The organism is Ruegeria sp. CDSA034 (assembly GCF_059612275.1).
Window position 1 is genome coordinate 211,438 of record NZ_JBXWQH010000005.1, and the last position, 14,921, is coordinate 226,358.

General features: G+C 58.1%; 13 protein-coding genes. 5 read left to right on the forward strand and 8 right to left on the reverse strand.

Features of this window, described 5'->3' with window-relative positions:
• Nucleotides 1-5: 5 nt before the first annotated feature.
• Nucleotides 6-2,192 carry a transglycosylase domain-containing protein gene (locus tag AC2FLJ_RS11725; protein ID WP_496699656.1) on the reverse strand — a complete coding sequence of 729 codons (2,187 nt, stop codon included), beginning with the start codon at nucleotides 2,190-2,192 and terminating at the stop codon, nucleotides 6-8.
• A 258-nt stretch (nucleotides 2,193-2,450) separates the two neighbouring features.
• On the opposite strand from AC2FLJ_RS11725, the gene AC2FLJ_RS11730 reads away from it, so the two are divergent.
• Entirely contained in the window at nucleotides 2,451-2,789 is a 339-nt protein-coding gene (locus AC2FLJ_RS11730) for a P-II family nitrogen regulator (RefSeq protein WP_058273036.1), read from the forward strand.
• A gap of 33 nt (nucleotides 2,790-2,822) precedes the next feature.
• Nucleotides 2,823-4,133, forward strand: coding sequence for an ammonium transporter (locus AC2FLJ_RS11735; RefSeq protein ID WP_058276558.1), 1,311 nt, complete (start codon nucleotides 2,823-2,825; stop codon nucleotides 4,131-4,133).
• Nucleotides 4,134-4,201: 68 nt separating this feature from the next.
• Here the strand turns inward: AC2FLJ_RS11735 and AC2FLJ_RS11740 are convergent, their stop codons facing one another.
• The 4 genes from AC2FLJ_RS11740 to AC2FLJ_RS11755 form a co-directional block, all read right to left on the reverse strand.
• Nucleotides 4,202-5,386 carry an amino acid aminotransferase gene (locus AC2FLJ_RS11740; RefSeq protein ID WP_496705925.1) on the reverse strand — a complete coding sequence of 395 codons (1,185 nt, stop codon included), beginning with the start codon at nucleotides 5,384-5,386 and terminating at the stop codon, nucleotides 4,202-4,204.
• Nucleotides 5,386-6,240, reverse strand: coding sequence for a 3-mercaptopyruvate sulfurtransferase (gene sseA, locus AC2FLJ_RS11745; protein WP_496699657.1), 855 nt, complete (start codon nucleotides 6,238-6,240; stop codon nucleotides 5,386-5,388). The genes AC2FLJ_RS11740 and sseA overlap by 1 nt, the downstream gene beginning before the upstream one ends.
• A gap of 93 nt (nucleotides 6,241-6,333) precedes the next feature.
• Nucleotides 6,334-6,603, reverse strand: coding sequence for a CBU_0592 family membrane protein (locus AC2FLJ_RS11750; protein ID WP_282120956.1), 270 nt, complete (start codon nucleotides 6,601-6,603; stop codon nucleotides 6,334-6,336).
• Entirely contained in the window at nucleotides 6,600-7,175 is a 576-nt protein-coding gene (locus AC2FLJ_RS11755) for a helix-turn-helix domain-containing protein (RefSeq protein ID WP_472722419.1), read from the reverse strand. Before AC2FLJ_RS11755 ends, AC2FLJ_RS11750 begins: the two co-directional genes overlap by 4 nt.
• Before the next feature lie 104 nt (nucleotides 7,176-7,279).
• On the opposite strand from AC2FLJ_RS11755, the gene ilvD reads away from it, so the two are divergent.
• Together ilvD and AC2FLJ_RS11765 are read left to right on the forward strand one after the other, a co-directional pair.
• Nucleotides 7,280-9,112 (forward strand): dihydroxy-acid dehydratase, encoded by a 1,833-nt coding sequence (ilvD, locus tag AC2FLJ_RS11760; RefSeq protein ID WP_108861683.1) that lies wholly within the window; start codon nucleotides 7,280-7,282, stop codon nucleotides 9,110-9,112.
• 114 nt (nucleotides 9,113-9,226) lie between these two features.
• Nucleotides 9,227-9,676 carry an NUDIX hydrolase gene (locus tag AC2FLJ_RS11765; RefSeq protein ID WP_496705928.1) on the forward strand — a complete coding sequence of 150 codons (450 nt, stop codon included), beginning with the start codon at nucleotides 9,227-9,229 and terminating at the stop codon, nucleotides 9,674-9,676.
• Between the two features lie 9 nt (nucleotides 9,677-9,685).
• Here AC2FLJ_RS11765 and AC2FLJ_RS11770 read toward each other — a convergent pair whose 3' ends face one another.
• Nucleotides 9,686-10,504: a sulfotransferase family protein gene (locus tag AC2FLJ_RS11770; protein ID WP_496705930.1), complete on the reverse strand. Its 819-nt coding sequence runs from the start codon at nucleotides 10,502-10,504 to the stop codon at nucleotides 9,686-9,688.
• Nucleotides 10,505-10,648: 144 nt separating this feature from the next.
• Between AC2FLJ_RS11770 and AC2FLJ_RS11775 the strand changes: the two genes are divergently transcribed.
• Nucleotides 10,649-12,226, forward strand: a complete 1,578-nt coding sequence (locus tag AC2FLJ_RS11775) for a DUF5928 domain-containing protein (protein WP_058276565.1) — start codon at nucleotides 10,649-10,651, stop codon at nucleotides 12,224-12,226.
• Between the two features lie 45 nt (nucleotides 12,227-12,271).
• Here AC2FLJ_RS11775 and amaB read toward each other — a convergent pair whose 3' ends face one another.
• Together amaB and AC2FLJ_RS11785 are read right to left on the reverse strand one after the other, a co-directional pair.
• Nucleotides 12,272-13,768, reverse strand: a complete 1,497-nt coding sequence (gene amaB / locus AC2FLJ_RS11780) for an L-piperidine-6-carboxylate dehydrogenase (RefSeq protein WP_496705932.1) — start codon at nucleotides 13,766-13,768, stop codon at nucleotides 12,272-12,274.
• 18 nt (nucleotides 13,769-13,786) lie between these two features.
• The gene (locus tag AC2FLJ_RS11785; protein ID WP_496705934.1) at nucleotides 13,787-14,893 is read right to left on the reverse strand and encodes a saccharopine dehydrogenase family protein; all 1,107 of its coding nucleotides are present in this window, start codon (nucleotides 14,891-14,893) and stop codon (nucleotides 13,787-13,789) included.
• Between the last annotated feature and the right edge of the window lie 28 nt (nucleotides 14,894-14,921).

Here is a 14,921-nt window from a genome sequence, read left to right on the forward strand (position 1 = left end):
CTTTTTCAATTTCCACCGAAAATGTTGTTCAGCAGATTGTTGATAGCCCGATCCAACCCGGTTTGGTTCTTACGGCGCTGTTGCTGCGGTTGCGCTGTTCTGACCGGTGGGTCCGGGGCCAGCATCGGCAACGGCGTCGGTGTCATGCCTTCGGTCACGCGCAGCATGGTTTCTTTCCAGATTTCAGCCGGCAACCCGCCTCCGGTCACACCGGATAATGGGGTGTTGTCGTCATAGCCCATCCAGATGCCCGTTACGTAATCGGCCGTGAACCCGATGAACCACGCGTCCCGCGCAGCCTGCGTCGTGCCGGTTTTACCCGCGACCTGCCAACCGGGCAACTGAGCGCGCGCACCGGTGCCTTCGGACACGACACGCTCCATCATCCACGTCAGTTGTTTGGCGGCTTTGTCGTTGATGACCCGCTCACCAATGCCGGTTGTCGTCACCATGACCGGGGTTTGATCGCCCAACAGCTTCAATTCGGTCAGCCCATAGGGTTCCACCGCCGAGCCACCGTTCAGGATGCCGGCGTAAGCCCCCGTCATCTCAATCAGCGTGCTTTCCGACGCGCCCAGCGCCAGAGCGGGGCCTTGCGCCAGATCACTATCGATACCGAATTCGCTGGCCACCGTGCGGACATTGTCCAGCCCTGCGATCTCAGCCACTTTCACCGCCGGGATGTTTAGCGAGTTTTTCAATGCATCTGCCAGTGTAACGCGACCATAGAACTTGTTGGTGTAGTTCTTGGGACACCATTGGCCAGACCCCGGAATATTCACGCAGTAGGGTTCGTCCACCACCGTATCCAGCGGTGAATACCCCAGTTCCAGCGCAGTGGCATAAACGAAGGGTTTGAAGGAAGACCCCGTTTGCCGCAGCGCCTGCGTGGCTCGGTTGAATGCGCCGGACACGCGGGTCTTGCGCCCGCCAACCATGCCGCGCACAGCCCCGTCCGCCGACATCACCACGATCGCGGCCTGCGCCTTTGATCCTTCGCGGACCTTCTCCTGAAAGATGAACTGCAGCGCCTCTTCGGCCGATTTCTGGATACGTTGATCCAGTGTGGTGCGGATCACCACATCTTCGGTCGTGTTGCGTGTGAAGAACTCGGGCCCGCTGGCCATCACCCAATCGGCGAAGTAACCGCCGGCCCGCGCAGCAGCAGCTTCGGACAGTTGCGCGGGATTGCTGCGCGCACTGCTTGCTTGTGCCGAGGTCAGATACCCCTGTGCCTCCATCAGGCCAACCACCAGCCGCGCTCGATCCTGCGAACGTTGAAGGTTGTTCGTCGGTGCATAGCGCGTCGGTGCCACCAGCAGACCAGCCAGCATAGCAGCCTGCGACGGGCTGACCTCAGCCGCCGAAATCCCGAAATAGCGTTGGCTTGCCGCCTCGAACCCGCGCGCACCCGCGCCCAGGAAGGCCCGGTTCAGATAGATGGTCAGGATCTCGTCCTTGGAATACTTGACCTCCATCGCCATCGCATAGACCGCCTCTTTGGCCTTGCGCCAAAGCGAGCCTTGACGGCAATCGGACTCATAGGCAGCTTCGGATTCCCATTCACTGGGCTCATAAGGCACACCCAGACACAACAGCTTGGCCGTCTGCTGCGTGACGGTCGACCCACCATGCCCCGACAGCGGTCCGCGCCCTTCGCTCAGGTTGATGCGCACAGCGCTTGCGACACCGCGCGGGCTGACGCCGAAATGGCGATAGAACCGCTTGTCCTCGGTCGCGACGACCGCGTTCTTCAGATGCGGCGAGACGGTATCGGCCGTGATCACCCCACCAAATTGGTCCCCACGCCAGGCAAAGACCTTGCCGTCCCGATCCAACAGGGTCACCGACCCGCGCGCCCGACCGTCTAGCAAAGCATCGACGTCAGGCAGAGAGGAGTAGACAACCCCAACCGCCAAAGCCAAGAGCATGGCAGCCACCGCGCCCACACGCCAGGTCACACCCCAGATCAACCGCCAAATCCAACGGAACATGCGGCGAAAGAAGCCGCCGCCGCCACCGGACGTCTTGCGGGTTTTCTTCCGGGCGGTTTTGCGAGTCGACGTCTTGCGCGCCGTCGCCTTCTTGCCGGCGGGCTTTGTCGTCCGCTTTGTTGCAGCGGGTTTACGCCCCTTTGAAGGGTATCTTTTGTCCGCAACAAGCGATGTCTTGCGACGCCTGGACTCAGTCATGCTCAAACTCTGCCCGGTTATCATTTTGAGGCACCATACCCTGCCACTGGCGCGAAGTAGAGGTATGAAATTCCGCTAACCGGCCTCTATAGTTCGCCCGATTTTTGGGCAGAAACGTTTTTTTGTGCAAAAATTGTGCACCTCACCCCCTTTTCCCCTGCGTTCACCCGCCCTGACCGTTTCTAACAGCGGTCAGTCACGCTCTCTTTCTGCAGGTGCAAACAAACCGGTTCCGCCGGACAGGAAGAGGGGACAGACGTGAAACTGATCATTGCGACAATCAAGCCGTTCAAGCTGGAGGAGGTGCGCGAGGCACTGACCGAAGCCGGCGTGCGCGGCATGATGGTGACCGAGATCAAGGGCTTCGGCTCGCAATCGGGCCACACCGAAATCTATCGTGGGGCCGAATACGCGGTGAATTTCGTGCCCAAGATCAAGCTTGAAATCGTGGTGCCCGCCACGATGGCCGACCAAATCGTCGAGACCATCACCAAAACCGCCAAGACCGGCAAGATCGGTGACGGCAAGATTTTCGTCCTTGATGTCGAGCAGGCGCTGCGCGTGCGGACCGGGGAAACGAACGAAGAGGCGCTGTAAGCGCCGCCACTCCAAAGCATTCGAGGACTGACAATGAACCTGATGAAATCTCTCATCCCAGCCGCCGCGCTTGTCGTGCTGCCGCAGATGGGTCTGGCGCAAGAGGCCGCCGAGGGCGAAGCTGCGCTGCACACCCAGTATATTTTTACGACCCTGCTGTTTCTTATGGCAGGCTTCCTTGTCTTCTTCATGGCTGCAGGATTTGCCATGCTCGAGGGCGGTCTGGTGCGTTCCAAGAACGTCGCCATGCAGATGATCAAGAACATCGCGCTGTTTTCGATTGCCGCGATCATGTACTGGCTGGTCGGCTTCAACACGATGTATCCGGGCGACTTTAATGGTTTCTTTGCCCTTGGCGGTCCGACCGTACTTGATGCCGTGGGTGTTGCGCCCGCAGACGCGGCGTTAGATTACGCGTCTATCGGTTCGGACTTCTTCTTCCAGCTGGTCTTTGTGGCGGCAACCGCGTCCATCGTGTCCGGTGCCGTGGCCGAGCGCATAAAGCTGTGGCCCTTCCTGGTCTTCGTCATCGTGCTGACTGGTATCCTCTACCCGATCTCGGGGTCGTGGAAATGGGGCGGCGGCTGGCTGGATGCCATGGGCTTTTCCGACTTCGCCGGTTCGACAGTTGTGCATTCGGTCGGCGGCTGGGCCGCTCTGGCGGGCTGCCTGATCCTTGGCCCGCGTATTGGCAAGTATAAGGACGGCAAAGTCCACCCTATGCCCGGTTCCAATCTTGCGCTGGCAACTCTGGGAACGTTCATCCTGTGGCTGGGCTGGTTCGGTTTCAACGGCGGATCGCAACTGGCGATGGGCACCGTAGGTGACGTATCCGACGTGTCGCGCATCTTCGCCAACACCAACATGGCCGCCGCATCTGGTGCTATCGCAGCCCTGATCATGACGCAGGTGCTGTACAAGAAACCTGACCTGACCATGGTGCTGAACGGCGCGCTGGCCGGTCTGGTCTCGATCACTGCAGAACCGCTTGCCCCGACCCTGTTCGGAGCGCTGTGGATCGGCGCAGTTGGTGGCATCATCGTGGTCTTCGCGGTTCCGATGCTGGACAAGTTCAAGATCGACGACGTTGTCGGTGCCATCCCGGTTCACCTGTTCGCAGGCATCTGGGGCACCATCGCCGTGATCTTCTACGGCGAAGCAAACCTGATCACACAGCTGACCGGTATCGTAGCTTATGGTGTGTTCACATTTGTTGGCGCGTTGATCCTGTGGACAATTCTGAAGGCGACGGTCGGCATCCGCGTCAGCGAAGAAGACGAGATCAACGGCCTCGACATGGCAGAACTGGGTATGGAAGCTTATCCAGAGTTTTCGAAAGGCTAAGAGCCAGCCACCGGAAAACAAAAAAACCCGGACGTTCGCGCCCGGGTTTTCTGATTTATTGGATTGAATCAGACACCGACGTCAACGATCGCCTTGGCCAGAATCGGAACCGTCGTCGCGTTCAAGCCAGCAATGTTCAACCGGCTGTCACCAACCATGTAGATGCCGTGATCCGCGCGCAGCTTTTCGACCAGTTCCGGTGCCGCCCCCAGACGCGAGAACATGCCGCGGTGCTGGGCGACAAACCCAAAGCGATCGGACCCACTTTGGGCCTGCAGCTCGTCTGCCAGTTGTTGGCGCAAGCCCAGCATGGACAGGCGCACCTCTTCCAGCTCAGCCGCCCAGTCAGCGCGCAGGGCTTCGTCGTTCAGGATCGTCGTCACCACGCGCGCACCGTGATCTGGCGGGAACGAGTAGTTCTGACGGTTCAGGAAGGCCAGCGTGGACTGGTTAAGGGCTGTCTGCGCCGGGTCATCACTGATGGCCATCAACAGGCCAGTACGCTCACGGTACACGCCGAAATTCTTCGAGCAGGACGCTGCAATCAGACAGCGTTTGACCGAAGAGGCCACCAGTCGGGTTGCCTGCGCGTCTTCCTCAAGACCGTCACCAAAGCCCTGATAGGCAATATCGATCATCGCCACGAGGCCGCGCTCGTTGATCAGGTTCACAACTTCCTGCCACTGCACCATGTTCAGGTTGGCGCCGGTCGGGTTGTGGCAGCAGCCGTGCAGCAGGACCACGTCGCCCGCATTCGCGGTTTTCAGGTCCTCTATCATGCCGTCGAAATCGACGCCACGCGTTTCACCGTCGAAATACCGGTATTGGACCGTCTCCATCCCCAGATAGTTCAGGATCGACAGGTGGTTGGGCCATGTCGGGTTCGACACGAACACGCGGGCCGAGGGGTTGGCCATGCGGATCATCTCAAATGCCTGACGGCAGGCACCGGTTCCGCCAGGCGTCGCCACGGCAGCGATGTTGCCGCGTGGAACCGAGGTGCCCAGGATCAGGCCAATCATCGCATCGGCATAAGCCGGGTCGCCCGCCAATCCGGTGTAGGCCTTGCTCTCTTGCTCTTCCAGGATGCGCTTTTCGGCCGCTTTCACCGCACGCATCACCGGGGTCACGCCCTCGGCATTTTTGTAAACACCAACTCCCAGGTCGATCTTCTGATCGCGCGGATCTTCGCGATACGCCTGCATCAGCGCCAGAATCTTGTCGGCAGGCTGCGGTTTGAGGTTTTCGAACATCAGTTCTCTCCGGTTGCGACGGGCAGGGTCGGGAAGGCACCCCATTCGGCCCAGGAGCCGTCATAAAGCGAGTGGTCTTTCTTGCCCATGCGCTCAAGCGCAAGGCTGAGGATTGCGGCGGTCACACCCGACCCGCAGGATGTGATGGCTGGTTTCGACAGATCCACACCTGCGGACTCGAAGATGGCGCGGCATTCCTCGGGTGATTTCATCGTGCCGTTCTTGTTCAGCAACGTGCCGAAGGGCACATTGCGCGACCCTGGAATACGGCCTGGGCGCAGACCTTCGCGCGGTTCTGTCCCGGTTCCGGCAAAGCGGTCCGCAGAGCGCGCGTCGATGATCTCATGATCTCCCAGCTTGGCGGCGGCAGATACCTGCGTGACGTCACGGACCAGATGGTTCTGGACCCGGACGGTCATGTGGCGGTCGCGGATCACCGGCGGCAGATCTTCGATCCCATGTCTCTCGGCCTGCCATTTCGGCAGACCACCATCCAGAACGGCGATGTTTTCCTGCCCCATCAACCGGAACAACCACCATACACGGGCGGCAGACATCAAACCGGCCCCATCATAGACAACAACCTGGTGGCCGTCGCCCACGCCCATCGCCCTCAGGCGGGACATGAACTTTTCGACCGGGGGCGCCATATGCGGCAAGTCCGAGCGGTGGTCCGAGATATCATCAATATCAAAGAACCTCGCACCGGGGATGTGGGCCGCGTCATATTCGGCCTTTGCGTCCCGCCCTTGCTGAGGCAGATACCACGACCCGTCCAGCACCCGCAGATCCGGGTCCTTGAGATGGGCGGCAAGCCATTCGGTAGAAACGAGGGTTTTCGGATCGTCCTGCATAAAAGCCTCCCCTAAACGCGTTTGGTTTTTCCCTATACTTGGTGGGATGCTGGTTCAAGGCTGGATAACGCTAGCGCCCAAGTCGTTCTGGATTTACCGCACCCGACGCAGGCGAAAATACTGAATAATCCCGATGACGCTGATTATAATCCAGAACCCTTCGATCAGCATCGACGCCAGATTGAAGTTCTGCATCAACGAAAACACGATCAGAATCGAGCCGATCAAGTTCACCATCGGAAAAGCAAGGTCATCCGAGTTCATCATTCGCATCTGGGTGGCAAAATAAGCCGCAACTACAATCAATGCCCCGAATGAACCGATGGCATCCACGAAGGTCAGGCTGTCAAAAAATGCGGTCATTGAAGTGTTCGGTCCTGCTCTGGAAACTCAATTGGTTGCGAATAGTGATGCATGTTGAGGAATGCCGCCCCACGATCACCGGCGCGGTACCCGTGCGGCACGTCAGCTGCGAACCGCAACCCCTGACCGGCTTGTAGTGGAACCCAGTTTCCATTGCGCAGGACGTCCAGTGTTCCGTTCAGTACAAAAACCTCTTCGGTCACGCCGGCTGCATGGGCGGGTGATTCATGACTTTGATTCGGCGACAGATCTACGTGAAATGTTTCGGCGCCCAACGCGGGATCAAAGGGGAAGACAATCTTTACCTCGATGCTGCCCGGGAAAGTTACTGTGCTAAATACGCCGGTATCCTTTGTGTCGCGCATCGCAGCGGTGCCGATCAAAGCACTTAACGGAAGTTGGAAACCTTTTGCGATCTTCCACAAGGTCGCGATCGTCGGGCTTGATTCGCCGCGTTCAATCTGACCCAGCATGGCTTTGCTAACCCCGGTAAGTTCGGCCACTTTGGACAGGCTCAGCCCTGACGCTGCGCGAACATCCCTGAGTTTGAGTGTTAGTTCGTCCGATTCCATACCCAGGCCTTGCGATTTGTCTTGTGCGTTATAACGTACATATGATACGTGCGCTATAACGTACACACCCAATATCGCAGCTTGGGTAATAGGGAAACAGCATCATGCCAATGTACCGATCCAGAACCTCTACCCATGGCCGCAATATGGCCGGTGCCCGCGGCCTGTGGCGCGCCACCGGAATGGGTGACGACGATTTCGGCAAACCTATCATCGCTATCGTTAATTCGTTTACCCAGTTCGTGCCGGGCCACGTACACCTGAAAGATCTGGGCCAGATGGTCGCGCGCGAGGTTGAGGCCGCTGGCGGCGTTGCGAAAGAGTTCAACACCATCGCGGTCGATGATGGTATCGCCATGGGCCACGACGGAATGCTGTATTCTCTGCCCTCGCGCGAAGTGATCGCGGATTCGGTCGAATACATGGTCAACGCCCACTGTGCTGATGCGATGGTCTGCATTTCGAACTGCGACAAGATCACCCCCGGCATGCTGATGGCCGCGATGCGCCTGAACATCCCGGCGATCTTTGTCTCGGGCGGGCCGATGGAGGCCGGCAAGATCGACATCGCCGATCTGGACGCCAAAAAGATCGACCTTGTGGATGCAATGGTCGCCGCCGCAGACGACAGGTTCACCGACGAACAGGTCCAGCACATCGAAGAGAACGCCTGCCCAACCTGTGGCTCATGTTCCGGTATGTTCACCGCAAACTCGATGAACTGTCTGGCCGAGGCTCTGGGGCTGGCGCTGCCGGGCAATGGCTCGACCCTGGCCACCCATGCGGACCGCAAAGAGCTGTTCCTTGAGGCAGGTCGCCGGATCGTGGAAATCACCAAACGCCACTACGATCTGGACGAAAAAGGCTTCCTTCCGCGCGAAATCGCCACGTTCGACGCCTTTGAAAACGCGATGAGCCTGGATATCGCCATGGGCGGTTCGACCAACACGGTGTTGCACCTGCTGGCCATCGCACATGAGGGTGAAGTGCATTTCACCATGACCGATATGGACCGCCTGAGCCGTCAGGTGCCGTGTCTGTGCAAGGTCGCGCCCAATACTGAGAATGTTCATATGGAGGACGTGCACCGCGCCGGTGGCATCTTCTCGATCCTCGGTGAACTCAGCCGCGCGGGACTGCTGCACGAAGATTGCAGCACCGTGCATTCGGCGACCATGGGCGAAGCGATTGCCAATTGGGACATCAAGGTCGCCAACAACCCCGCAGCGCAGGACCTGTTCAAGGCCGCGCCCGGCGGTGTGCGCACGACGCAGGCATTCAGCCAGTCGAACCGGTACAAGGAACTGGATACCGACCGCGAAGGCGGTGTAATCCGATCCAAGGAACACGCGTTCAGTCAGGATGGCGGTCTGGCGGTCCTGTTCGGCAACATCGCGCGCGAAGGCTGTATCGTGAAAACGGCAGGCGTTGATCCCAACAGCCTGACGTTCACCGGCTCTGCCTATGTCTGCGAAAGCCAGGATCAGGCCGTGAACGACATCCTTACCGGCAAGGTCAAAGAGGGCGACGTGGTGGTGATCCGCTACGAAGGCCCGCGCGGCGGCCCGGGGATGCAGGAAATGCTCTATCCGACGTCTTACTTGAAATCCAAAGGTCTGGGCAAAGCCTGCGCCCTGCTGACCGATGGGCGTTTCTCGGGTGGCACCTCGGGCCTGTCGATTGGCCACGTTTCACCTGAGGCCGCCGAGGGTGGCGAAATCGGGCTGGTCAAGCAAGGCGACAAGATCGAGATCGACATCCCCAACCGGACCATTCATCTGGCCGTGTCCGACGAAGAACTGGCTGCCCGCCGTGAAGAGCAGGACGAAAAGGGATGGGTGCCCGCCGCACCGCGCAAGCGCAAGGTATCCACCGCGCTCAAGGCCTATGCCAAGCTGGCGACAAGTGCCGCGAAAGGTGCCGTGCGCCAAGTCTGACGAAGCGGTTTCCAAACCACCCAAACTGCAATAACTTCAAAGGTCTCGCTAGTTCGTTGGCGAGACTTTTTTCCTTTGTATTCAACGACATCCATAGCACAATCGGTGAGAAACATGACATTCTGGCGCCCGCATAACGGTATCCGTGTCAAAGCCATCGGCTTGCATTGGCGGGGGGACCGCCTTCTTGCTGCTGAAGTCCCAAATGACGACGGCCACATCAAGGGTGTTCGCCCGTTGGGCGGATCGGTCGAATTCGGCGAAACATGGCATGACGCGCTGAAACGTGAGTTCCGGGAAGAACTCGATGTGACGGTTGAAGTCAGAGGGCAACCGCTGGTGATCGAGAACCTGTACCAGCATGAAGGGCATCAGGGGCATGAGATCATCTTTGTGGCCGAGATTCAGTGCCCCGAGCTTTTGAACTGGCCTGACGCGCCGATTTCATTCACCGAAGACAATGGCCTGAGCTGGACAGCAGGATGGTTCAGTCTGGATGCTCTGGATACCGGCGGCCCAGAGCTGTTCCCGTCTGGCCTGAAAGAGTGCCTGATCAATCGCTGACTCGTTCGCCTAGTCGCCCAGTTTGGCGTGAACTTCGTCCAGATCAATCTCACCGATTGGCATCTTGTTGCCCGGGTTTTCAAAATCGTATTTGAACAAATCGAAATCGTGTTTGTAGATTTCGTAGACCAGATGCATCGACAGATCGTCGAAATAATCCTCGACCGGATGCGCACGTTTCGGCCCGTGGCCTTCGGATTCATTAAATCGCGGGATTTCGGACAAATTCACAGCGTGCGGTGTCTCTAACCGATCAAGGACACTTTGCATTCCTTCATTGAACTGCTCAGTCCAGAAAATCTGATCGTACTGCCCACCATTCACGATGAAGGTCGAGACATGGCCGGACATGGCCGACCAGTGAATGTCAGGGTCCATCGGCCGCCGCCAGCGGATCGTATCACGTGCAAACAGCAGGAACCGGCGGAAGCTGGCGATCTGATCGAACTCACCCTTGCCATCGTCTCCGCCAACTTCGATCCCGTAGTTATAGATAAGCGTGGGCACCAGATTGCCCCGATACCGCTTGCCGTTGCGCTGAATGCCGCAGATCTTGTCGAAGAACGAGCTTAGAATTCGGGTGTAGGGATTGCGTACGCAAGTAAAGGCCAAGGACTTGTGATTGCGGACATTTCCCGAGATCTGATCCTGACTTGGACCGAAGGCCCATTTGTGCATTCCGTCCTTCGCGTCATGGATATCACCGTCAAAAAACTGCCCGTGATCCGAATAAAACATGATCTGACCAATGGTCGAACAGGCGCATTTCGGCACCACACGGTAAACCATGCTTTCGCTTTCGGTCATCCATGTACCGGGAAAACCCATCTGCTGTGCCTCCTTTGCTGATCTGGTCTCAAAATTGACGCGCCAGCATTTGAAACCAAAAAACCAAAAATATTCTATTTATTCAATCGCTCATCCTCAGTATCACGGTTGGAAACGGGCAGAAACGGAAAACAATAGGCCAATATGGCAAGAATTGCCTACATATTGCTTTGTCACAAAGACCCTGACGCAATCATCGCGCAGGCCGAGCAACTGACCGCAGCCGGGGATTGCATGGCGATCCACTTTGACGCGCGGGCCAGTGCCGCCGCTTTCGAACGCATTCGCGAGGCTTTGAAAGACAACCCCAATGTCACGTTTGCCAGCAAGCGCATCAAATGCGGCTGGGGGGCTTGGTCACTGGTTCAGGCCACGCTGAACGCCCTGCAGGCCGCTGTGGATGCGTTTCCCCGCGCCACTCATTTCTATATGGTGTCAGGTGACTGCATGCCGATCAAATCGGCTGAATACATCCACGACTTTCTGAACCAGCACGACGTTGATTTCGTCGAAAGCCATGATTTCCTGGAAAGCAACTGGATCAAGACCGGCATGGTCGAGGACCGGCTGATCTATCGGCACTATTTCAACGAACGCACACAGGCCAAGCTGTTTTACGGGTCGTACAATCTGCAAAAACGGTTTGGTTTGACGCGCGAGATTCCGTCAGATGTTCAGATAATGATCGGCAGCCAATGGTGGTGCCTGCGCCGCAGGACCATCGAAATGATCCTGGATTTTCTGCAAAAGCGCCCGGATGTGAAACGGTTTTTCTCGACCACCTGGATTCCGGACGAGACCTTTTTTCAGACGTTGGTGCGCCATCTGATCCCCAAGACTGAGATCGACAACCGCACGCCCACATTTCTGATGTTCTCGGATTATGGCATGCCGGTGACGTTCTACAACGATCACTATGACTTGCTTCTATCGCAAGATTACCTGTTCGCCCGCAAGATCAGCCCCGAAGCCCATGAGCTGAAGGACAGGCTGGGACAGATGTACGCAACCGAAGGGATGACCTTTCACATCTCGGACGAAGGCCGCAACCTGTACAGCTTTCTGACCGGGCGTGGCCGGGTGGGGCGGCGCTATGCGCTACGGTTCTGGGAGGCGGGCAATTCACTGGGCCCCGAGCGCGAAGTGTTTCTGATCGTGAGTAAGAAATGGCATGTTGCCAAGAGGTTGGTGGATCAGATCGTCTCGGAAACCGACATTCCCTGCGTGGAATACCTGTTCAACGAAGAAGACACTTCTTTGCCTGATCTGGGCGGCATTGAATCGTCTCTGGCCAAGCGCACGCGGCACCGGCGCGCGGTGGCGCGCATGCTGTTTGAAAGCTTTGATTCCAACAAGCTGGTCTTGTGCGTGGATCCCGCAGATCTGGATATCATTCAGGATTTCTGCTCGGTTCAGGCCCGCAGCCATGTTCTGGAAATCGAGTGCGAGTACTCCGACGATTATCTGATCGGCCACGCCCGCCGCGTGGGGTTGGCCGGAGAAAGCAGTCCTCGGGAATCCGTGGCCCGTCTAATCCCAGCACTGCGCAGTTCACTGGTGCACGAATCCGAATTGATCCGCGAGGCAGAGTTCGACGGATACCTGCGTATCCGCGAGACCAACTCAAATATTGAGAATGAGACCGCGATTGCCGAGTTTCTGGGCGTGTCGCTGGACAAGGCGCAAGCCATCATGAGCCTTGACTATCTTTTTGCGGATTAACGCGGATCGTCCAGCGGCGCGCCGAAGCGCCGCTGGATAATTGGTTCAGATATCGAATTTGACGCCCTGCGCCAAAGGCAGCTCAGCCGAGTAGTTCACCGTATTCGTCTGACGACGCATGTAGGCTTTCCACGCGTCCGAGCCGCTTTCGCGCCCGCCGCCAGTTTCCTTCTCACCACCGAAGGCTCCACCGATCTCGGCACCCGACGGGCCGATATTGATGTTGGCGATACCGCAATCCGACCCGGCTGCTGTCAGGAACTGCTCGGCCTCGCGCATATTCAGGGTGAACACGCAAGAGGACAGGCCTTGCGGGACGTCATTCTGCAGCTCAATCGCGTCATCAAAACCGTCATAGCCCATGACGTACAGGATCGGCGCAAAGGTTTCGGTTTTCACAACCGCCGTCTGGCCTGGCATTTCGACAATGGCCGGTTCCATATAGACACCCGCAGGCACACCCTCGGTCACGCGACGACCACCGTGCACGGTTCCACCTTCGGCCTTGGCAGCCTCAAGCGCTGCGGTCATGGCCGCGCCCGAGGCTTCGTCTACCAACGGGCCAATCAACGTGCCTTCGACCAGTGGGTTGCCGATGGGCAATCCCGCATAGGCTTTTTTCAGACGGCCCACCAGTTCTTCGCGGATCGAGTTATGTACGATCAGGCGGCGCAGTGTGGTACAGCGCTGACCGGCCGTACCTACGGCCGAGAACACAACCGCACGGACAGCCATTTCCAGATCGGCCGAAGGACCAACGATCATTGCATTGTTGCCGCCCAGCTCCAGAATGCACTTGCCAAAACGCTGTGCTACGATAGGTGCCACGGCGCGCCCCATACGGGTGGACCCGGTGGCCGAAATAACCGGAACGTCTTCGCTTGCGACCAAGGCCTCGCCCAGCGCCGCACCACCGATCAGGGTTTGCAGCAGGTTGTCCGGCGCATCGCCAAACCGGGCCAGCGCGCGTTCAAAGATTTTCTGGCAGGCCATCGCGGTCAGCGGCGATTTCTCGGACGGCTTCCAGATCACCGGATCACCGCAAACCAGCGCCAGTGCCGCATTCCACGACCAAACCGCTACCGGGAAGTTGAAGGCCGAGATCACCCCGACCGGGCCTGCCGGATGCCACGTCTCCATCATCCGGTGACCCGGACGTTCTGACGCAATGGTCAGACCATACAATTGACGCGAAAGACCGACCGCAAAGTCACAGATGTCGATCATCTCCTGCACTTCGCCCAAGCCTTCGGATGTGATCTTACCGGCTTCCCAGCTCACCAAAGCACCCAGATCGTCCTTGGCAGCGCGCAGTTCCTCTCCCAACAGGCGGATCAGCTCGCCCCGGCGTGGGGCCGGTACTGTCCGCCATTCTTTGAACGCCGTTTTAGAACGGGCAAAGATGGCGTCCATGTCGGCAACGGGTGTCTCATGCACGTCGGCCAACACGCTGCCATCAATTGGAGACGTCACTTTGAGCGTGCCGCCGGTCAGTTCGGCCTCGGTCAGATCCAGATTGGCGAGGGTTGTTTGGGCTGTCATCACGATGTCTTTCATATCTCAGGCCGCCTTGTTCTGTTCGGTTACGTCGCCGGCGCGATAGAGCCGGCCAAATTCGGTGTTCAGGAAATCGGACAGATTCACCTGTTCCTGCCGGACAAACCCTTTCGCAGGCAAAGCACCTGTCCGCATTAGATCGACGACGCCTAGAACGCCTGCGGCCGTGGTGACCTGTATAGCGCTCCAGACCTGTCCGTTGATGGTGCGGGCAAAGCTCTTGTTGATCAGGGATTTCTCGCGTAGCGCGCCGTCGATCATGCCTTTTGCGGTGCAATAGACCAGCACCACATCCTGATCGGTGCGCGGCAGGGCGGTCTCAAAAATGTCCTTCAAAAGATCGCGGCGGTGTTCCAGACCCAGGTCTTTGAGAAGCAATTTCAGGATATCGCAATGGCCCGGATACCGGATCGAACGGTAAGACACCGCCCGCGCTTTGCCGTCCAGTGTTTCGGGCAAGGTGCCCAAGCCACCGGACGTGTTGAAGCATTCGTATTCCACCCCGTCATGACCAAGAAGCTCGTAGTCTTCCAGCGGAGCGGTCTTAACCCGTTCACCATTCACAATGGCATCGCAAGGGTTGCAGTATTCGTTGATCAACCCGTCGGTGGACCAGGTCAGATTGTATTTTAGCGCGTTGGTCGGATAGAGCGGCAGCGCCCCCACCCGCATATGCAGGCTGTCGATTTCATCGAATTCCGCCGCCAGCGATGCCCCCGCGATACCGACAAAACCCGGTGCCAGACCACATTGCGGCATGAATGCCGTTTCACTGCCTTGTGCCAAGTCACGCACGGCATTGGTCGCCGCGACATCTTCGGTCAGGTCAAAGCAATGTGCACCAGCGGCCTGGGCCGCTTTGGCAATCTTCGGCGTCAGAAAGAACGGGGCCGCGGAGATTACGGCATCGAACCCACCCAGGCTTTCGGTCAGTTGCGCTTCGTCGCTCACATCGATTTGCCGGGTCGAAATGCCCTGCTTGTTCAATGCTGATAACGCAGCCAAATCGCGGTCGGCGACTGTGACCGAGTAATTGGCCGATGACTTCAGCAAGGTCGCGATCATCTGACCGATCTTGCCTGCTCCGATGACACAAATGTTCCAGCTCAAAACGCGCCTCCTCTTTCGTTTTTGAAAG

Excerpts from the sequence above, each read along its gene's own strand:
- AC2FLJ_RS11735 (WP_058276558.1), top strand. The coding sequence starts at position 2,823 with ATGAACCTGATGAAATCTCTCATCCCAGCCGCCGCGCTTGTCGTGCTG.
- AC2FLJ_RS11750 (WP_282120956.1), bottom strand. The coding sequence starts at position 6,603 with ATGACCGCATTTTTTGACAGCCTGACCTTCGTGGATGCCATCGGTTCA.
- AC2FLJ_RS11755 (WP_472722419.1), bottom strand. The coding sequence starts at position 7,175 with ATGGAATCGGACGAACTAACACTCAAACTCAGGGATGTTCGCGCAGCG.
- AC2FLJ_RS11775 (WP_058276565.1), top strand. The coding sequence starts at position 10,649 with ATGGCAAGAATTGCCTACATATTGCTTTGTCACAAAGACCCTGACGCA.
- AC2FLJ_RS11770 (WP_496705930.1), bottom strand. The coding sequence starts at position 10,504 with ATGGGTTTTCCCGGTACATGGATGACCGAAAGCGAAAGCATGGTTTAC.
- AC2FLJ_RS11740 (WP_496705925.1), bottom strand. The coding sequence starts at position 5,386 with ATGTTCGAAAACCTCAAACCGCAGCCTGCCGACAAGATTCTGGCGCTG.
- AC2FLJ_RS11725 (WP_496699656.1), bottom strand. The coding sequence starts at position 2,192 with ATGACTGAGTCCAGGCGTCGCAAGACATCGCTTGTTGCGGACAAAAGA.
- amaB (WP_496705932.1), bottom strand. The coding sequence starts at position 13,768 with ATGACAGCCCAAACAACCCTCGCCAATCTGGATCTGACCGAGGCCGAA.
- sseA (WP_496699657.1), bottom strand. The coding sequence starts at position 6,240 with ATGCAGGACGATCCGAAAACCCTCGTTTCTACCGAATGGCTTGCCGCC.
- AC2FLJ_RS11765 (WP_496705928.1), top strand. The coding sequence starts at position 9,227 with ATGACATTCTGGCGCCCGCATAACGGTATCCGTGTCAAAGCCATCGGC.
- ilvD (WP_108861683.1), top strand. The coding sequence starts at position 7,280 with ATGCCAATGTACCGATCCAGAACCTCTACCCATGGCCGCAATATGGCC.